The sequence below is a fragment of the Virgibacillus ainsalahensis genome (assembly GCF_055380755.1).
The window spans coordinates 3,507,337-3,527,247 of record NZ_AP043943.1 but is presented as its reverse complement, the minus strand read 5'-3'; the positions used below and the strand labels follow the sequence as shown (position 1 = coordinate 3,527,247).

At 40.2% G+C, this 19,911-nt stretch carries 14 protein-coding genes, 1 tRNA gene and 1 other annotated feature; of the genes, 14 read left to right on the top strand and 1 reads right to left on the bottom strand.

Features of this window, described 5'->3' with window-relative positions:
- The first annotated feature begins 199 nt into the window (after nt 1-199).
- From dnaA to ACZ427_RS17485, 8 genes are all read left to right on the top strand, one after another.
- Nucleotides 200-1,546: a chromosomal replication initiator protein DnaA gene (gene dnaA / locus ACZ427_RS17520; RefSeq protein WP_461178023.1), complete on the top strand. Its 1,347-nt coding sequence runs from the start codon at nt 200-202 to the stop codon at nt 1,544-1,546.
- Between the two features lie 187 nt (nt 1,547-1,733).
- A complete protein-coding gene (gene dnaN / locus ACZ427_RS17515; RefSeq protein ID WP_461178024.1) occupies nt 1,734-2,870 on the top strand; it encodes a DNA polymerase III subunit beta in 1,137 nt (378 codons plus the stop codon).
- A gap of 194 nt (nt 2,871-3,064) precedes the next feature.
- Nucleotides 3,065-3,286: a S4 domain-containing protein YaaA gene (gene yaaA / locus ACZ427_RS17510; protein WP_461178120.1), complete on the top strand. Its 222-nt coding sequence runs from the start codon at nt 3,065-3,067 to the stop codon at nt 3,284-3,286.
- 3 nt (nt 3,287-3,289) lie between these two features.
- Nucleotides 3,290-4,402: a DNA replication/repair protein RecF gene (recF, locus tag ACZ427_RS17505; RefSeq protein WP_461178025.1), complete on the top strand. Its 1,113-nt coding sequence runs from the start codon at nt 3,290-3,292 to the stop codon at nt 4,400-4,402.
- Between the two features lie 19 nt (nt 4,403-4,421).
- Complete coding sequence (remB, locus tag ACZ427_RS17500; RefSeq protein ID WP_461178026.1) at nt 4,422-4,709, top strand: extracellular matrix regulator RemB; 288 nt, start codon at nt 4,422-4,424, stop codon at nt 4,707-4,709.
- An 89-nt stretch (nt 4,710-4,798) separates the two neighbouring features.
- Nucleotides 4,799-6,724: a DNA topoisomerase (ATP-hydrolyzing) subunit B gene (gyrB, locus tag ACZ427_RS17495; RefSeq protein ID WP_461178027.1), complete on the top strand. Its 1,926-nt coding sequence runs from the start codon at nt 4,799-4,801 to the stop codon at nt 6,722-6,724.
- Between the two features lie 76 nt (nt 6,725-6,800).
- Complete coding sequence (gyrA, locus tag ACZ427_RS17490; protein WP_461178028.1) at nt 6,801-9,311, top strand: DNA gyrase subunit A; 2,511 nt, start codon at nt 6,801-6,803, stop codon at nt 9,309-9,311.
- 307 nt (nt 9,312-9,618) lie between these two features.
- Complete coding sequence (locus ACZ427_RS17485) at nt 9,619-10,833, top strand: carboxylate--amine ligase (protein ID WP_461178029.1); 1,215 nt, start codon at nt 9,619-9,621, stop codon at nt 10,831-10,833.
- A gap of 922 nt (nt 10,834-11,755) precedes the next feature.
- On the opposite strand, the gene ACZ427_RS17480 is transcribed toward ACZ427_RS17485, so the two are convergent.
- Nucleotides 11,756-12,718, bottom strand: coding sequence for a YaaC family protein (locus tag ACZ427_RS17480; protein ID WP_461178030.1), 963 nt, complete (start codon nt 12,716-12,718; stop codon nt 11,756-11,758).
- Nucleotides 12,719-12,890: 172 nt separating this feature from the next.
- Between ACZ427_RS17480 and guaB the strand changes: the two genes are divergently transcribed.
- From guaB to ACZ427_RS17450, 6 genes are all read left to right on the top strand, one after another.
- The gene (gene guaB / locus ACZ427_RS17475; RefSeq protein ID WP_461178031.1) at nt 12,891-14,360 is read left to right on the top strand and encodes an IMP dehydrogenase; all 1,470 of its coding nucleotides are present in this window, start codon (nt 12,891-12,893) and stop codon (nt 14,358-14,360) included.
- Nucleotides 14,361-14,500: 140 nt separating this feature from the next.
- Entirely contained in the window at nt 14,501-15,838 is a 1,338-nt protein-coding gene (locus ACZ427_RS17470) for a serine hydrolase (RefSeq protein WP_461178032.1), read from the top strand.
- 27 nt (nt 15,839-15,865) lie between these two features.
- Nucleotides 15,866-16,750 (top strand): pyridoxal 5'-phosphate synthase lyase subunit PdxS, encoded by an 885-nt coding sequence (gene pdxS, locus ACZ427_RS17465; protein WP_461178033.1) that lies wholly within the window; start codon nt 15,866-15,868, stop codon nt 16,748-16,750.
- Nucleotides 16,751-16,765: 15 nt separating this feature from the next.
- Nucleotides 16,766-17,356, top strand: coding sequence for a pyridoxal 5'-phosphate synthase glutaminase subunit PdxT (pdxT, locus tag ACZ427_RS17460; protein ID WP_461178034.1), 591 nt, complete (start codon nt 16,766-16,768; stop codon nt 17,354-17,356).
- 34 nt (nt 17,357-17,390) lie between these two features.
- Nucleotides 17,391-17,626 (top strand) — a binding site (T-box leader).
- 153 nt (nt 17,627-17,779) lie between these two features.
- Nucleotides 17,780-19,054: a serine--tRNA ligase gene (gene serS / locus ACZ427_RS17455; protein WP_461178035.1), complete on the top strand. Its 1,275-nt coding sequence runs from the start codon at nt 17,780-17,782 to the stop codon at nt 19,052-19,054.
- Between the two features lie 442 nt (nt 19,055-19,496).
- Nucleotides 19,497-19,589, top strand: a tRNA-Ser gene (locus tag ACZ427_RS17450).
- Nucleotides 19,590-19,911 lie beyond the last annotated feature (322 nt).

The window sequence follows — 19,911 nt, the reverse complement described above, 5'->3', positions numbered from 1 at the left end:
AATTGCGTTCACTGACAGATTTTCTTGTCCACATTCTATAATCTCTGCTTACCCCCGTTTTATACTTTCACACGCAGTAAGCTGTTTAAAAAGCTTGGCTAAAAGCGAAGTTTTCTAAGAATCTCATTTGCCTTTCCATTTCATAGAGATCTGAGAGAGGCTTTTTCTGTCATTAATGTTCGAAAGGAGTGAAATCAGTTTGGAAAATGTCGATGATCTATGGGTAGCTACATTGGAAAAAATCGAGGAGAAAATCAGTAAACCAAGTTTTGATACATGGTTGAAAAACACAAAAGCAGAAGATCTGAAAGAAAATGTTCTAATCATTTCTGCACCAAATGAATTTGCTAGGGATTGGCTTGAAAATCAATATACAGACCTCATCTCAGATATTCTCGAGGAAATTACCGGTACACGACTGAATACAAAATTTATTGTTCCGGACTCTGCTCCACAGCTGGATGAGATGGATCCCACACCAAAGCCAAAATCGAATGGCTCGCCTAATGGAGATGGGCCAAAGTCCATGCTGAATTCAAAATATACTTTTGACACATTTGTCATTGGTGCGGGGAACCGTTTCGCACATGCTGCGTCCCTGGCTGTTGCTGAAGCCCCCGCTAAAGCTTATAATCCGCTTTTTATTTATGGTGGTGTCGGATTAGGTAAAACACATTTAATGCATGCTGTCGGACATTATGTAAGGGAGCATAACCCTGACGCAAAAGTGGTCTATATGACTTCTGAAAAATTCACTAATGAGTTCATTAATGCAATTATGGATAACAAAACGATTAATTTCCGAAACAAATACCGCAATGTTGATGTCCTCTTAATTGATGATATTCAATTTATAGCCGGGAAAGAATCAACCCAGGAAGAATTTTTCCATACATTTAATACACTACATGAAGAAAGCAAGCAGATTATCATATCCAGTGATCGGCCACCAAAAGAAATCCCGACATTGGAAGATCGTTTGCGCTCACGTTTTGAATGGGGGCTAATTACCGATATTACCCCACCAGACTTGGAAACGAGGATTGCCATCCTTACGAAAAAGGCAAAAGCGGAAGGACTGGACATTCCAAATGAGGTAATGCTCTATATTGCCAATCAGATTGATACAAATATTCGTGAACTTGAGGGTGCATTAATACGCGTTGTTGCCTACTCTTCTCTCGTTAATCAGGATATAGATGCCTCCCTTGCAGCAGATGCATTAAAGGATATTATTCCAAGCAGTACACCAAAAGTCATTACGATTGCAGGGATACAGGAATCAGTAGGGGAAAAATACAATGTTCGTCTGGAAGATTTCATCGCGAAAAAACGTACGAAATCCATCGCTTTCCCGAGACAGATCGCTATGTATCTTTCCAGGGAGCTCACTGACTTTTCATTACCAAAAATAGGTGAGGAATTTGGCGGACGTGACCATACTACTGTCATTCATGCGCACGAAAAAATAGCCAAGTTGCTGGAAAATGATACTGCCCTAAACAGAGAAATCGAAGAACTAAAAGAACAATTAAAAACCTTTTGATGGTTATCCACTTGTGTACAGTGTGAAGAACGTTACGCACTTATGAACAATTTGTCCACAGTGGATAACTTTGGGTTAAATGGTATAAAACTCACTTATCCACATAGTAACAGCCCCTATTACTGTTATTACTGTATTATTATTAAAAAATAAATATATAAGAACTTCCATTAGGAGGATTTATTTCATGAAATTTATTGTTAGACGTGATCAATTAATTGCAAGTGTCCAGGATGTAATGAAAGCTATCTCATCCAGAACTGTAATTCCAATATTGACGGGAATGAAAATTGAAGCAAAGCAGCATGGATTAACATTAACAGGAAGTGATTCGGATATTTCCATTGAATCTTATATACCAGCTGAAGAAGATGGAAATGTAAATGTGGAGCAAATTGAAGAAGGAAGTATTGTACTGCAAGCAAAATACTTTCCTGACATTGTTCGTAAACTTCCAGAAAAAACAGTAGAAATAGAAGCTGATGAAAATTTAAAAATAACAATTCGTTCCGGAAAAGCGGAATTTAATCTAAATGGTCAAGATGCAGAAGAATATCCACATCTGCCTAAACTGCAAACGGATGATAGTTTTGAAATGCCTACAGATCTATTGAAAAGTATGATCAAACAAACCGTTTTTGCCGTTTCAACCATGGAAACCCGACCTATTTTAACAGGGGTCAAACTTATACTGGAAGATAATACGTTATCTTTAACAGCAACAGACAGTCACCGCCTGGCAGCTCGTGAGATACCGGTAAAAGAAGCAAATACAAATTTTCCTAGTATTGTTGTACCTGGAAAGAGTTTGAGTGAATTAAACAAAATTCTTGATGATACAGAAGAAGCGGTTGAAATAAGTGTAACCAATAACCAGATCTTATTCCGCACAAAACATCTGAATTTCCTTTCCCGCCTGCTTGACGGAAATTACCCGGAAACATCACGTCTCATCCCGGAACAAAGCAAAACTGTGTTGCATGTAAAAACGAAGGATTTACTGAGTACTATTGACCGTGCGTCCCTTCTCGCAAAAGAAGAACGTAATAATGTGGTCCGTTTAACGACAATAGCAGGCGAATTGGTTGAGATTACAAGTAATTCGCCGGAGGTTGGTACAGTGACTGAGGAAATTGCTGTTTCATCTATCGAAGGAGAGGAATTGAAAATCTCCTTCAGTGCAAAGTACATGATAGAAGCACTGAGAGCTATTGAATATGAAGAAGTGAAAATAGAATTCACCGGTGCCATGCGCCCATTTATTATTCGTCCGGCAAATCAAGATCCCATTCTCCAATTGATTCTGCCAGTACGAACGTATTAAAAAGTAAGAAAAGCTCTTATCAGATAAAGATAAGAGCTTTTTCAACCCTATAGAAGCCATTTTAAGCTTAAATAAGCGTTTTTCTCATAATTATGGGGGATTCCTTTGCTTTATGCCAAAACTTTAGTAAAATAGGTATAGAAGCATTTTTAAGAACAATGCACGTAAATATCGAATGAAATTTGGTGAAAAAATTGCAAGAACAAATTGAAATAAATACAGATTACATTCAATTAGGACAATTTATAAAGCTTGCAAATATCCTTGAATCCGGAGGGATGGTTAAGGCATTTTTGCAGGACGAAGGTGTGCTGGTAAATGATGAATTGGAACACCGCCGTGGAAGAAAGCTTTACCCGGGGGATATAGTGAAAGTGGAAGGCATCGGATCCTATATTGTCAAAAAAGAGGATTAATGCATGCATATTGAACAGCTTAAACTAAAAAACTATCGAAACTATCAGGAACTTGATATTTCCTTTGATGATAAGATTAATGTCATTATCGGCGAAAATGCACAGGGCAAAACTAATCTGATGGAGGCAATCCATGTACTTGCTTTAACCAAATCACATCGTACGACCCATGAAAAAGAATTGATTCATTGGGAAAAGGATTATGCTAAAATAGAAGGTAGAGTCACAAAGAGAAATCAATCCTTTCCGCTTGAATTCATTGTTTCTGCTAAAGGGAAAAAAGCCAAGCTGAACCGGATTGAGCAAAGACGCCTGAGTGATTATATTGGTGCAATGAATGTTGTCATGTTTGCCCCGGAGGATCTAACACTAGTCAAAGGTCCACCACAAACACGCAGACGATTTATCGATATGGAACTGGGGCAGATTCAGCCGCGGTATATTTATCATTTGGGACAGTATCAAAAAGTATTAAAACAGCGAAACCATCTATTAAAGCAGATGCAACGCAGGGAGATACAGGACAGAAGTCTGTTACATGTCATAACAGACCAGTTAACGGAACATGCCGCGTCCTTATTGGAGAGGCGGTTTGTTTTTTTGGAATTGCTAAGAAAATGGGCCTCTCCAATTCATTATGGGATTACCCGTGAGCTGGAAAAGCTTGAAATCAAGTATAATCCCACGATTGAGGTATCAGAAGAGGCAAATAAGGAGAAAATAGAAACAATCTACCTAAATAGGTTTAATGAAATAGAGGAAAAAGAAATAGAACGTGGTACGACACTGATTGGCCCACATCGGGATGACTTGATTTTTTATGTTAACCAAAAAGACATTCAGGTCTACGGTTCACAAGGGCAGCAGCGTACCACTGCTTTATCTGTGAAACTGGCAGAAATAGAGCTCATTTATAATGAAATCGGAGAATATCCAATTTTGTTGCTTGATGATGTATTAAGTGAGTTGGATAATTTCAGACAATCCCATTTATTAAATACGATTCAGGGGAAAGTTCAAACCTTTGTATCTACGACAAGTGTGGATGGTATCAATCATGAGACGTTGAAACAAGCAGAATTATTTCGCATAAAAGACGGAAACGTAGTCACCTGACCTAAGGGGGTTGAGACGCATGTTTATTCATATCGGGAATGATAATGTTATTCGATCACAGGATGTTATTGCCATCGTTGATTATCAGTTAATATCCTCTTCTTCCATTATGGAGGAGATGATGACGGAACAGACCAAGCAAAAAAAAGTAGTCGGACCAACTGTGGATGCAAAATCTGTCATGATTACGAGAGATTTTATTTATTACAGTACACTATCTGTACCCACATTAAAAAAACGTGCAAGCATGATTTCTACAATCAGCAAACTGGATGATTTTTCAGATGAGATAGAAGAAGCGGAATAAAATTAGAAAAACGCAAGGACCAAAATCGCATCAAAGTAATTCGATTAGGAAATTTTGTTCCCTTAGTATGAAGAAATGAAGGTGAAATTATGTCAATGGAAGACAAAAACATGGAGAACCAAGCATATGACGCAGATCAGATTCAGGTACTTGAAGGTCTTGAAGCTGTCCGTAAACGACCAGGGATGTACATTGGTACAACGAGTGAGAAAGGATTACACCATCTCGTATGGGAAATCGTCGATAACAGTATTGATGAGGCACTGGCCGGATATTGCGATCATATTCAAGTCATCATGGAAAAAGACGACAGCATAACCGTTAAGGATAATGGTCGGGGAATTCCGGTTGATATACAGAAAAAAACTGGGAAACCAGCGCTGGAAGTAATTATGACTGTCCTTCACGCTGGAGGTAAATTCGGTGGCGGAGGCTATAAAGTTTCCGGAGGGCTCCACGGTGTTGGTGCCTCAGTTGTTAATGCATTGTCGAGCGGTCTTGAGGTATATGTACACCGGGATAACAAAATTTACTTTTTAGGTTTTGAAAAAGGTGTTCCTCAAGGTGATATTGAAACTGTCGGAGACACTGATATTACTGGAACAGAAATACATTTCACCCCCGATTCGGAGATTTTTTCGGAATCGACAACCTTTGATTTTGAAATATTGTCCCAGCGCTTGCGTGAGCTGGCCTTTTTAAATCGAGGACTCACTATCTCCATCGAGGATAAACGAACAGATGAGGAGCCTGTAAGCTATTATTATGAAGGTGGAATCAGCTCCTATGTGGAATATATTAATCGGACAAAGGAAGTCCTTCATGACCCCTTCTATGCGGAAGGTGAAAATCAGGGAATATCCATTGAAATTGCAATTCAATATAACGAAGGTTTTGCCAGCAACCTGTATTCCTTTGCCAATAATATCCATACCTATGAAGGCGGTACACATGAATTTGGCTTTAGAACTGGTCTAACCAGAGTAATTAATGACTATGCAAGGAAAAATAATTTATTCAAAGAAAATGATCCGAATCTCTCTGGAGATGACGTACGTGAAGGTATGACCGCAATCGTATCGATCAAGCACCCGGATCCACAGTTTGAAGGACAAACAAAAACTAAGCTCGGAAACAGTGAGGTACGCACTGCTACGGATTCTGTTTTCAGTGAAACATTTTCCAAGTTCCTTTACGAGAATCCGACTGTCGGTAAAATCATCGTGGAAAAAGGACTGATGGCCTCTCGCGCCCGTATGGCTGCGAAAAAGGCACGGGAATTAACACGAAGAAAAGGTGCGCTGGAAGTATCCAATCTTCCAGGTAAACTTGCTGATTGTTCCTCAAGGGATGCGAAAATCAGTGAACTGTACATCGTTGAGGGTGATTCTGCAGGTGGATCAGCTAAAACCGGGCGGGATCGCCATTTTCAGGCAATCCTGCCATTACGTGGTAAAATTTTGAATGTAGAAAAAGCACGCCTGGATAGAATCCTTTCCAATAAAGAAGTGCGGGCAATGATTACAGCACTCGGTACAGGGATTGGCGAGGATTTTGATATTACAAAGGCACGTTATCACAAAGTCATTATTATGACAGATGCCGATGTTGATGGTGCTCATATACGAACATTATTATTAACATTTTTCTACCGTTATATGCGTCCATTAATTGAGCACGGCTATATTTATATTGCACAGCCGCCGCTTTATCAGATAAAACAAGGGAAAGCTTCCTATTATGCATTTAACGACAGGGATATGGAACGGATTTTAAGCGAAATTCCAAAAGCTCCAAAGCCAGGTCTGCAGCGTTATAAAGGTCTGGGAGAAATGAATGCAACACAGCTTTGGGATACGACGATGAATCCGGAAAACCGAACATTGCTGCAGGTCGATTTAGCTGATGCCATCGATGCGGATCAGGTCTTTGATATGCTGATGGGCGACAGAGTGGAACCAAGACGGGTATTCATCGAAGAAAATGCTCAATATGTAAAGAATCTTGATATCTAAAAATAGATGTTGCACGGAAATTGTAATTTTGAAGGTAAATCACTATTGAAGTAAATAGTGGTAGGAGGTAATTGTAATGGCAGAGGAACAACGTCCAAACGTTCAGGAAATCAATATTAGCAAAGAAATGCGTACATCTTTTCTCGATTATGCAATGAGTGTAATTGTCTCAAGAGCATTACCGGATGTACGTGACGGAATGAAGCCGGTCCATCGCCGTATTTTATATGCTATGAATGACCTTGGTATGCATTCTGATAAGGCATATAAAAAATCAGCCCGTATTGTTGGAGAAGTAATTGGTAAGTACCACCCGCACGGGGATTCCGCTGTATATGAAACAATGGTCCGAATGGCACAGGATTTCAGCTACCGCTATATGCTTGTGGACGGACATGGAAATTTCGGGTCTGTTGATGGTGATTCGGCAGCTGCCATGCGTTATACCGAAGCAAGAATGTCCAAGATTTCTATGGAATTATTACGTGACATCAATAAGGATACAATTGATTATCAGGATAACTATGATGGTGCAGAACGCGAGCCGGTTGTCTTCCCTGCACGCTTCCCGAATTTGCTTGTGAATGGCGGGTCTGGGATTGCCGTTGGTATGGCAACAAATATCCCTCCACATAATCTGGGGGAAACCATTGATGGGGTTCTTGCAGTCAGCAAAAATCCGGAGATTACTATTGATGAACTGATGGAAGATTATATTCATGGCCCGGATTTCCCTACAGCTGGACAAATTCTTGGCAGAAGCGGTATTCGTAAGGCTTATGAAACCGGTAAGGGCTCCATCACAATTCGTGCGAAAGTAAATATTGAGGAAGATGCAAATGGCAAGGAAACAATTCTTGTTACTGAATTGCCTTACCAGGTGAATAAAGCTAGATTGGTTGAGAAGATTGCAGATCATGTCCGTGAGAAAAGAATCGAAGGTATTAGCGATTTACGTGATGAGTCCGATCGTAATGGAATGCGGGTGGTAATCGAACTTCGCCGTGATGCGAATGCAAATGTGGTTTTAAATAATTTATATAAACAAACGGCCCTGCAGACCACTTTTGGAGTAAATACACTGGCACTTGTTGACGGAGAGCCGAAAGTCCTAACACTCAAACAATGCCTGGAGCATTATCTAGAACATCAAAAGGTGATCATCACAAGGCGTACGCAATTTGAGTTACGTAGGGCAGAGGCACGTGCACATATACTGGAAGGACTACGGATTGCACTGGATCACCTGGACGAGGTAATTACCTTGATCCGTAATTCAAAAACAACTGACATTGCCAGAGAAGGTTTAATGGAACGATTTGAGTTTACCGAAAAGCAGGCACAGGCTATTCTGGATATGCGCTTACAGCGACTGACCGGTCTGGAACGTGAAAAAATTGAAGATGAATACGCGGAACTGGCAAAGCTTATTGATGAATTGAAGGCTATTTTAGCGGATGAGGAAAAAATATTAGAAATCATCCGGGAAGAGCTTACGGAATTAAAGGAAAAATATAATGACAAACGCCGAACAGAAATTATGGCTGGCGGCCCAGGCTTCTTCGAGGATGAAGATTTAATACCTGAGGAAAATATTGTCATCACCCTTACACATCAGGGCTATATCAAACGTCTGCCGGCATCGACCTACCGTGCACAAAAACGGGGAGGCCGCGGTATTCAAGGAATGGGTACAAATGAAAATGATTTCGTCGAACACCTTGTATCAACCTCTACCCATGACACGATGCTTTTCTTCACCAATAAAGGAAAGGTATATAAAACCAAGGGCTATGAAGTACCTGAATTCAGCCGAACTGCAAAAGGTATCCCAATCATTAACCTGCTTCAAGTGGAAAAGGGTGAATGGGTGAATGCAGTCATCTCCGTGAGCGAATTCAGTGAAGATTATTATTTATTCTTTACAACTAGACACGGAATATCCAAACGGACATCACTGACGCAGTTTAAAAACATTCGTAAGGGTGGTTTAATTGCTGTTGGCCTGCGTGAAGAAGATGAATTAATTTCTGTACGGTTAACTGACGGAACGAAAGATATGATGATTGCAACGAAAAATGGTTATCTTATCCGTTTTGAAGAGTCACAAATCCGTTCCATGGGAAGAACAGCCGCGGGTGTAAAAGGTATTTCACTGAGAGGCGAAGATGAAGTCATATCGATGGAGATTCTAGAAGAAGGATCGAACATCCTTCATGTGACAGATAAAGGCTATGGAAAACAGACACCAGAGGAAGAATACCGCAGGACAAACCGTGGCGGGAAAGGAATTTTCACTTGTAAATTGGCAGATAAAACTGGCCAGGTTGCTGCAGTAAAGGCAGTTTCTGGAAAAGAAGACCTTATGCTGATTACCGTAGCAGGTGTATTAATTCGTATCCCGGTTAGTGATATCTCCGAAACGGGGAGAAATACAATGGGAGTACGCTTAATTCGTCTGCAGGATGATGAAGAAGTAGCTACCGTAGCAAGAATCGATGAAGAAGAAACGGAAGAAACGATGGAAAAAGCTGATTCAACAGATACAGAGGATAGTACAGTAGAGACAGAAACAGACGAAGAATAATGGGGGGAATGAGCCCTTTGTTCTGGGCAGTTAAGAAACCAGCATGGATCGCCTTGAGCGAGCCATCATAAACTGCTCACGGAGGAGGTGAAATGGGCAATGAACCGGTTTACCTCTTCCGGTGAGGTCAAGTTACATTCAGTGAGGAAGAAAAGTCCTCACTGAATGTATTTTCATTTTATCTCTGTAAAGATACATCGATTGGTATAGCTAAATCACTTTTAAGTTGGAAAATAGCGCCTCATGCTTCTAATTAAAAGACTATAAATGATATAATAAGTTTCTAACATGACACACAGGAGGAACCATGAAGAATCTACCTTTTATTCCAGTCATTATCGGAACAGACATAAATGCATATAATATGGCAATTTCTTTCCATGAAAAATATAGCGTGAAGCCAATCTTAATCGGTAAACAGCAAATGGGTTTCACAAATTTAAGTTCGGTCATTGAAAAAATTGAAATTCATCCAGCGCTCGCTGATGATGGTCAATTTGTACCGATTCTCACCACTGTGGCCGAGAAGCTTAAATCAGAAAATAAAAAACTGCTTTTGGTAGGTACCAATGATGCCTATGTTCGTCTGATTATAGAAAATGAAAAAGAACTGAAAGCATATTATACTTTCAGTTATATTACGGAGAAGTTAATGAATCAGTTGCAGAACAAATCGAACTTCTATAAATTGTGTGCAGAATATGGCATTGACACACCAACCACGTATTTTTATGATTGTAGTGGAGACGAAACATTCGATCAGGAAATGATGTATCCGGTCATCATTAAGCCAAGTAATGGCATTGAATATTACAAGAACAGTTTCCCAGGACAGAAGAAAGTGTATCGAGTGAACTCAAAAGAAGAGGTTCAAGAGGTTATTGATACCATTACACAAAGCGGCTATCAAGATGAACTTATCATCCAGGATTATATTCCAGGTGATGATACATACATGTGGGATTCTGTCATCTATATAAATTCCAAAGGGGAAACACAACTTGTTACCTTTGGACAGGTTGTCCTGCAGGAACATACAGCTACTGCGATTGGCAATTATACAGCTGTCATTTCACGCTATAACGAAGAAATGATGAAAAAACTGCAGCATTTTCTAGAAGCAGTCGGTTATGTAGGCTTTGCAAATTTCGATTTGAAATATGATGAACGTGATGGGAAATTCAAGGTGTTTGAGGTAAACATCCGCCAGGGAAGGTCCAGCTATTACGTAACGCCCCTTGGACATAACATGGCTGAGTATATCGTTGATGATGTGATTTATGGTAAAGAAAAGCCCCTCACCTATATAGATAAAGAATATTTATTTACGGTTGTACCTAAAATTGTGCTCCGTAAATTTGTAGACGATGGAACGGTACAAAAAGATGTTAAACGTCTCATCAAAGAAGGAAACTGGGGAAACCCCCTCTTTTATAAAAAAGACAGGAATCTAAAGCGAAAATTGTATTTATTCCTTCGCCAGGTGAATTACTACCGTAAATATAAAAATAATCAATGGTAAAGAGAGCCTCATTATAATATAACGAGGCTCAGCTTGTAGAGATCCTCCGGTTTTCTACAAGCATTTTTTTAGCAGTTAAGAAACCAACATGGCGGCGTATAGCATGCCATTACTTTATAATGAAAACAGCTAATTTATCCAGAAGGCTGTTTTCTAAAAGATTGGGACTGTGGTTACTCGTCCCATCGAACGAAATGATATATTGCTTTTGACACAATAGATATAAAAGACGAAGTAACCTAACAGTGACTTCCTTTCATCCTTTACAAAATGAGTGCTACTCCAGCGCTGCTTAAAAAACACTCGCTTTCCACGGGGAACGCTTCAGCCTCGGGCCAACACGATGTTGGTCACATAGGCGTTGCCCCAGGACGGGGCGTTCTTAGCCTATGTTCTTTAATTCGCTCACTGCGGGGTCTTCAGCTTTTCCTTTTCCCGTAGGAGTCTCGCATTTTTTTAGCAGCTTAGAATAGCTTTCTATTTGAGTGAGAAAGCCTCCATGAATTATAGATTCCATGAGCTTTATCCTTTCTATAACCAGAACACCACTCCCAGCGTAGGCAGAATACGCAGACTCCTGTGGGAACAGCACTTTACGTAAGACCCCGCAGCGGCGATCTTCCGCGAGGAGGCTGAAGCCGTGCCCGCGGAAAGCGAAGTATTCTGCCGAAGCGATTGTGATAGCACTCGGGTTCAAAAGGAATGGAAGAAAGCAAAACCATGATAAAGTTACGTCGTCTTTTATATCAAATGCGACGTTTAAGAGCAACAAGATTTATTAAAAGAGCCAACCGGAAAAAAGTATAATCTTGGGCTATACTGAATAATTTTTTCCGTGCTAATAACAGTTGTTTTCATACAAAAGTATAAAACTATCTTACTGCATTACTAAAGCTTTATCGCTATAAAAATCTGGTCCTCATTAGTATAATGAGGCCCTTTCTATTAAAAGGTTACCAAGCAGAATTGGTATTTTCTCAGCTGCCACTGTTAAATAATGGAAGATGATGGAATAATCCTGTCCGTATTTTGTGGAAAACAGCTCTCCCCAATATTCGGTTTCGTATCTTGAAATCATGCTCAAGTTATATAACAGCAGATAGTGAATCATGATTTCCGGTATTTGAACAAAATGTCCCCGATCATATGGAAAGTAAATTTTCTGTTTTAGCAGATGGAAATAAAATGGTCCTATGGATGATGTGCCAATGGATTTTTCCAGTTTTATAACAAGGTATTTTTTTGTTTTTCCTGTATTTTTGATAGGTGGTAAATAATGGCTGATACGATTGATAAATGCCTTTTCCGTTAAATGATAGCTGTCCAATAGATCTAAAGGGAAGTTTAATGTTGTTCTTCCAACCTCCCCTACTTCCACACTTTTCTCCTTTTTTTGCCACAAGAAAAAATCATTCATTTCCGGAATTAACTCAAGCAAGATATCCATTTTGACTTTTGTAAACGGAGGATGTTTAGAAGCGAATAAATGCTGGTAGGTATAGGTGAATAAGCCGTTTTGTTGGATTTTCACTTCATCCAAAAAAAAGCTGTATTGCTTTTTCTTCCGCTTTCTGGCTGTCACGCCATGGGCCAGGATTGCAGTCGACTCTGGGTAGTCCGGCCTTCTTGTTAATAAACATGCCTTCAGCAGGTGGACCATTCCATAAAAATACAAAATCGGCTTTAATCTGACATCAACCTCTTCCCCCTCTTTTAAAAAAAGCTGCCCATGTTCAAGGTAATACATAAATGTAGCACTGTTTTCAAAGCTCTTTGACTCGGCATCTATGTTTGGTAGCAGTCGATAACAGTTTTTTAAGTAGTTTTGGCTTGTTTGCAAGTTTTGCAGGTTTGTATAAAAAGCATCGAATGACTGAAACTTCATTATGCTTTACCCCCCACCCCGCTAAATATTTTAAAAATTTGAATATTTTTACTTTTACAATGTGGTTGAAAAACATCTATTGATGACGTAAAGTAAATGAAAATAGTAGTACCTACGTAGTATAACCAATTAAATAGATTCCATACACATTTAATTTCAAAGGAGGATAAAAATGCGGGAAGATAAATTTGCAAAAGAAGGTTTAACATTTGATGATGTATTGTTGATGCCAGCTGAATCGGAGGTATTGCCAAACCAAGTACAGCTTCATACAGATTTATCGGTTAACTTGAAACTGAATGCACCTTTCATCAGTGCCGGTATGGATACAGTAACAGAAGCGCCGATGGCTATTTCGATGGCTCGCCAAGGTGGCTTTGGTGTCATTCATAAAAATATGTCGATTGAAGATCAAGCTGAACAGGTGGACAAGGTAAAACGTTCGGAAAGTGGTGTTATCACAAATCCTTTCTTCCTGACTCCGGAGCATCAGGTGTTTGATGCTGAACACCTCATGGGTAAATTCCGCATTTCAGGTGTGCCGATTGTTAATACAATCGAAGAACAAAAATTAGTAGGTATTTTGACGAATCGTGATCTGCGTTTCATTCAGGATTATTCGATTATGATTTCAGAAGTAATGACAAGTGAGGATCTTGTCACAGCCCCAGTAGGGACGACTTTAGAAGAGGCTGAAAAACTTCTGCAGAAATATAAAATCGAAAAATTGCCACTTTTGGATGATGAAGGCATTTTAAAAGGGCTAATTACAATCAAGGATATTGAAAAAGCAATTGAATTTCCAAATGCTGCAAAAGATTCACAGGGAAGGTTAATCGTTGCTGCAGCAGTCGGCGTTACCGGGGATTCGATGAAACGAATTGAAAAACTTGTCGATGCGGGTGTTGATGTGATTGTAATAGATACAGCACATGGGCATTCTAAAGGTGTTTTAGAGCAATTGAAAGAAGTAAGAAAGGTGTATCCGGATCTGGATATTATCGCAGGAAATGTCGCAACCGCTGAAGCAACGAGGGCTTTAATTGAAGCAGGAGCATCTGTTGTCAAAGTTGGAATCGGGCCAGGATCAATTTGCACAACACGAGTCGTGGCAGGTGTCGGTGTACCGCAAATAACTGCCGTTCATGACTGTGCAGTTGCAGCGGCTGAATATGATGTCCCTGTCATTGCAGATGGTGGCATCAAATATTCCGGCGATATCGTAAAGGCACTTGCTTCCGGGGCACATGCTGTCATGCTTGGCAGTATGTTTGCAGGAGTATCAGAAAGTCCCGGAGAAACGGAAATTTATCAGGGAAGACAATTTAAAGTATATCGGGGAATGGGTTCTGTTGGTGCAATGAAATCCGGTTCAAAAGATCGCTACTTCCAGGAGTCCTCTGATAACAGAAAGCTTGTTCCAGAAGGCATTGAAGGCAGGGTTGCATATAAAGGTCCACTCGCAGATACCATTCACCAGCTTATCGGTGGCTTACGTGCAGGAATGGGATACTGCGGTACTGCAACGATTGATGCCCTGCGCAATGATACACGCTTCATCCGAATTACGAACGCAGGTCTGCGTGAGAGTCATCCGCATGATGTTCAAGTCACGAAAGAGGCACCAAATTACACATTCTAATCACAGCTTTATAAAAAAATAAGATGGGGATGGTTCCCCGTCTATTTTTTTATTTTTTTCTGTGGTAAAATAATTAAGTGCGACTTATTTAATCGTAAGGATGCAAACAGACGTTTAAAATACAGTGGAGGTACGGAAAGTTGAAATACAATAGAAAAGCGAGTTTTTCATTATTGCTGATTGCATTAGTAATGATGACATCGGTAGTTACACAGCCCTTTACTGCCAAGGCAGAAGATGAATTAAGTTTAAATGCTGAATCGGCTATTTTAGTTGATGCAGAAACAGGAAAAGTATTATATGCAAAAAACCCGGATGCAGAGCTTCCGCCGGCCAGTATGACAAAAATGATGACAGAGTACTTGGTCCTCGAAGCAATTGATGAAGGCGAAATAAGCTGGGATACAACGACACAAATCAGTGATTATCCCTACAGTATTTCTGCAAATCCATTATTTTCCGGTGTGGGTTTGACGCAGGATAAGGATTATACGGTACGGGAATTATACGAAGCAATGGCTGTTTTTTCCGATAATGCTACAACCATAGCACTAGCAGAGCTAATTGCCGGATCGGAAACAGCATTTGTAGAGATGATGAATGCAAAAGCTGAAGAACTGAATCTGACGGATTATAAATTTGTGAATTCGAGCGGATTGGACAACTCCTCCTTAGGTGATAATCGCCCCGAAGGAACTGACCCGAATGGTTCAAATTTATTATCAGCAAGATCATCAGCATTGCTCGCTTATCATTTAGTAAATGATTTTGAGGAAGCATTGGAAATTTCCAGTATGACAGAAGTAGAGTTTGAAGATTACACTGTCGAAAATTTAAATTGGATGCTTCCACATGAAGCTACATACCTTGAGCAGTTCCACTATGAAGGCATGGATGGTTTGAAAACAGGTAACACAGAACTTGCCGGATTTACCTTTACCGGAACAGCTGAACGTGATGGACAGAGACTGATTTCAGTAGTAATGAAAACCAATAGCAAAGAAGAACGTTTCCAGGAAACAGCTAAACTGATGGATTATGGTTATGATAATTTCCAAACAGAGGAACTGTTCCCTGCCGGATATCAGAAAGAGAATGAATCTGTAATTCCTGTAGCAAAAGGGAAAGAAAATGAACTAAATGTTTCGATAGCTGAAGGTTTTTCTATACCGATCAAATCTGGAGAAGAAGAACTGTATTCGCTTCAATATACCCTTGATGAAGAGAAGTTAAACGAAGATGGGGAATTAATTGCACCAATTGAACAGGGTGAACAGCTCGGTACAGCCGAGATTGTCTATGATGGTGAAACGGACTATGGCTACATATTTTCTGAAAGCAGTGATTCTGTTACATTAGTGGCAGATGAGGCTGTAGAGAAAGATAATTGGTTTATGCTGACATTAGGAGCCATTGGTGACTTTTTCAGTAATTTATTTACTACAGCTGTAGACTGGATTAAAGGATTATTTTCATAAAAAAACATAATACAGGGGGAAACAGATATGGTAAACACAGGAACAGAACGTGTAAAACGAGGCATGGCTGAAATGCAAAAAGGCGGCGTAATTATGGATGTTGTTAACGCCGAGCAGGCAAAAATAGCCGAAGAAGCTGGGGCAGTAGCAGTAATGGCTTTGGAACGTGTTCCATCTGATATCCGTGCAGCAGGTGGAGTTGCCCGTATGGCTGATCCGACAATAACAGAGGAAGTATTAAATGCCGTATCCATTCCGGTTATGGCAAAAGCACGTATCGGACATGTTGTAGAAGCTCGCGTCCTTGAATCAATGGGCGTGGATTATATCGATGAAAGTGAAGTATTAACACCTGCAGATGATGTTTTTCATTTGAATAAATCGGCTTATACCGTTCCTTTTGTCTGTGGCTGCCGTAATTTGGGAGAAGCAACCCGCAGAATCGGTGAAGGTGCTTCCATGCTCCGTACAAAGGGAGAACCTGGTACTGGGAATATCGTTGAAGCGGTTCGTCATATGCGTGAGGTACAATCGGAGATTCGCAAGCTTTCTTCGATGTCTAAAGATGAAGTGATGACTTATGCAAAAGAAATTGGTGCACCATATGACTTAATGCTTGAGATACGTGAAGAAGGGCGCTTGCCTGTTGTTAACTTTGCAGCAGGTGGTATTGCCACACCATCGGATGCAGCACTAATGATGGAATTAGGTGCAGATGGCGTTTTCGTTGGATCTGGAATCTTCAAATCAGCGAACCCAGCAAAATTTGCTAAATCAATTGTTGAAGCAACTACGCATTATCAAGACTATAAATTAATTGCAGAGCTTTCCAAAGATCTTGGTACAGCTATGAAAGGACTTGAAATGAGTACAATTTCTGCAGAAGATCGCATGCAGGACCGAAGCGAATAAAAGGAGGTGTATCCTGTGACTACGATTGGTGTACTTGCTCTACAGGGTGCAATTCGTGAACATATCCGTTCTGTGGAAGAAAGCGGAGCTGAAGCAATCGAAGTAAAACGTAAAGAACAGCTTGAAGATATTGATGGATTGATTCTTCCCGGTGGCGAAAGTACCACAATGCGCCGTCTGATTGACAGCTATGACTTCTTCGATGCAATCCAAAATTTTGGAAAGCAAGGGAAACCTGTATTTGGCACATGTGCCGGACTCATTCTAATGGCAAATGCCATAGAGGGACAGGAAAATGCTCACCTTGGATTAATGGATATAACAGTGGCCCGTAATGCGTTTGGCCGTCAGGTTGCAAGTTTTGAAGCAGCGATGGAAATTGCAAACGTAGCTGATGATTTCAATGCCGTATTTATTCGTGCACCATATGTGACAGAAGCTGGTCCGGAGGTTGAGATTCTTGCATCCTATGAAGGACGGGTTGTCGCAGCAAAACAAGGGCATTATTTATGTACCGCATTCCATCCGGAGCTGACAGAAGATAATCGATGTATTGCATATTTTGTTGGTATGGTGGAACAATCATTACAAACACTTGCATCCTGATGGGAAATTAGCTATGATATAAGATAATTAAAAAGGAAAAGTTACGATAGGAAGTAGTAACAGTACATCCTTCTATAGAGAGTCGGTGGCAGGTGTGAACCGATGTTGGGGTACTGGGAATCCATCCTTGAACTGGTTTATTGAATGTGGAGATTTTTCACCTCCACTAGTAAGTAAACCCGGTTGAAGCACCGTTAAAAGCTGTGAGCCGGAAGAGTTCATCTCTTCAACAAGGGTGGCAACGCGGGAAAATATACTCTCGTCCCTACAGTGTAGGGGCGGGAGTTTTTTTTGGCAGTAAGAAACCAATATTTCATACAAAGGTATAAAACCTTCTTACTGCATAAGTACAGCAGGAACTCGCCGTTAAACGCTTGGTGAATGCCAGGTTTTCTAATATATAAATATAAGGAGGAATTACACATGTTGGACATGAAATTTCTACGCAATAACCTTGAAGAAGTAAAAGAAAAATTAAGTCATCGGGGGGAAGATTTATCTGAACTGGACAGGTTTGAAGAGCTTGATGAAAAACGCCGGAATCTGATTGCAGAAACGGAAAAACTAAAAGCAAAACGAAATGAAGCATCCAAGCAAATCTCCGTTTTAAAGAAAGAGAAAAAGGATGCAACACCTGCAATTAACGAAATGCGTGAGGTTGGGGACAAGATTTCCGCACTGGATAAAGAGCTGAAAGAGAAAGAAGAACAGCTTGAACACATTATGCTTTCCATCCCGAATATTCCCCATGAAAGTGTACCGGTGGGAGAAGATGAGGATGACAACGTGGAAGCAAGAAAATGGGGCAATATCCCGGAGTTTCCCAATGAAGCACAGCCGCACTGGGATATTGCTGTAAATCTTGATATCCTGGATTTCGAACGTGCAGGAAAGGTAACCGGAAGCCGTTTTGTCTTTTATAAAGGACTTGGTACACGGCTTGAACGTGCATTAATGAGCTTTATGATGGATCTGCATGCAGATGAACATGGCTATACCGAAATGATGCCACCACAGATTGTAAACCGTGCTAGTCTTACTGGAACTGGTCAGCTGCCTAAATTCGCAGAAGATGTTTTTAAACTTGAGGACTGGGATTATTTTATGATACCAACGGCGGAAGTTCCTGTAACCAACTACCATCGTGATGAAATCTTATCATCTGAAGACTTACCTAAAAAGTATGTTGCATATAGTGCCAATTTCCGTTCCGAAGCGGGATCTGCCGGGCGGGATACTCGCGGGCTTATCCGTCAGCACCAATTTAACAAAGTAGAACTTGTTCATTTTGCAAAACCCGAAGATTCTTATGAATCATTGGAAACTTTAACAGCGAATGCAGAAAAAGTATTACAATTGCTGAAATTACCATATCGGGTGATGAGCATGTGTACAGGCGATTTAGGATTCACTGCAGCAAAAAAATACGATATTGAAGTTTGGATTCCAAGTCAGGAAACCTATCGTGAAATTTCTTCCTGCTCCAACTTTGAAGATTTCCAGGCAAGACGTGCCGGCATCCGTTTCCGTAGAGATGCAAAAGGAAAACCGGAATTTGTTCATACATTAAATGGATCCGGGCTTGCTATCGGCCGAACCGTTGCGGCAATTTTGGAGAATTATCAGCAGGAAGATGGATCAGTGTTGATTCCTGAAGTATTACAGCCATACATGGGTGGCAAGAAAGTATTGAAGTAAAAATAGAGAGAGGACAATTTATCCTCTCTCTTATTTGTTTATGGAAAAGAATAAAAAAACAGTAGATGTATCATAATAATAAGCGAGTAAGTGAGTATATTTTTCTCTGCGGGGTCTTCAGACACGTGCTGTTCTGATCAGGAGTCAACGGTCCGCAGCGAAAATCAACCATCTCAAGGGTGCATGGCAATGTTTGTTATATAATCTGGCAATATAAGTCTCTTGATGAAGTTGGAAAGCATCTTACGAGCGTAGTGTATTTTCCGAAGCATGTAATCGCACCAACCATAATTTCAAGTTACGTCGCATTTTATATCAACTGCTACATTATAGGAGCAACAAAATTCGTGAAAAGATCCTGGAATAAAAAGTAGCAAAAAAATGTAGAAACATTATTGACAATCAAAATTACACATGTTATATTAATTCTTGTCGTCATCACGGAGGTATACCCAAGTCTGGCTGAAGGGGTCGGTCTTGAAAACCGAAAGGCGGGTCAAACCGCGCGGGGGTTCGAATCCCTCTACCTCCTCCATTTATAATTTAGCGCATAAAATTGGAGATAACAAAACCGTTGCACCTGCAGCGGTTTTTTCTATTTTATAAGCTAAATATATAATACAACCCATTTCTATGAACGGAATGATTCAAATGATTGATGTTTGCTTTTTCATTATATAAAATATGAAATGAAAAGATAGAAAAATGGCATCATAGCAAGCTTGACATTATCGAATAAAAACCATATAGTACAACATAATAAGATAAAAATTAGAAGACAATGAACAGGCCAGTAATACAATGTTTGTTCGAAAGAGAGTGGAATTCATCTGCTGAAAGGTTCCATCGAAGCCGGC

What these genes read in the sequence shown, in the direction of transcription:
- dnaN (WP_461178024.1), top strand. Translation starts at nt 1,734, where the DNA reads ATGAAATTTATTGTTAGACGTGATCAATTAATTGCAAGTGTCCAGGAT.
- recF (WP_461178025.1), top strand. Translation starts at nt 3,290, where the DNA reads ATGCATATTGAACAGCTTAAACTAAAAAACTATCGAAACTATCAGGAA.
- remB (WP_461178026.1), top strand. Translation starts at nt 4,422, where the DNA reads ATGTTTATTCATATCGGGAATGATAATGTTATTCGATCACAGGATGTT.
- gyrB (WP_461178027.1), top strand. Translation starts at nt 4,799, where the DNA reads ATGTCAATGGAAGACAAAAACATGGAGAACCAAGCATATGACGCAGAT.
- gyrA (WP_461178028.1), top strand. Translation starts at nt 6,801, where the DNA reads ATGGCAGAGGAACAACGTCCAAACGTTCAGGAAATCAATATTAGCAAA.
- ACZ427_RS17485 (WP_461178029.1), top strand. Translation starts at nt 9,619, where the DNA reads ATGAAGAATCTACCTTTTATTCCAGTCATTATCGGAACAGACATAAAT.
- ACZ427_RS17480 (WP_461178030.1), bottom strand. Translation starts at nt 12,718, where the DNA reads ATGAAGTTTCAGTCATTCGATGCTTTTTATACAAACCTGCAAAACTTG.
- guaB (WP_461178031.1), top strand. Translation starts at nt 12,891, where the DNA reads ATGCGGGAAGATAAATTTGCAAAAGAAGGTTTAACATTTGATGATGTA.
- pdxS (WP_461178033.1), top strand. Translation starts at nt 15,866, where the DNA reads ATGGTAAACACAGGAACAGAACGTGTAAAACGAGGCATGGCTGAAATG.
- serS (WP_461178035.1), top strand. Translation starts at nt 17,780, where the DNA reads ATGTTGGACATGAAATTTCTACGCAATAACCTTGAAGAAGTAAAAGAA.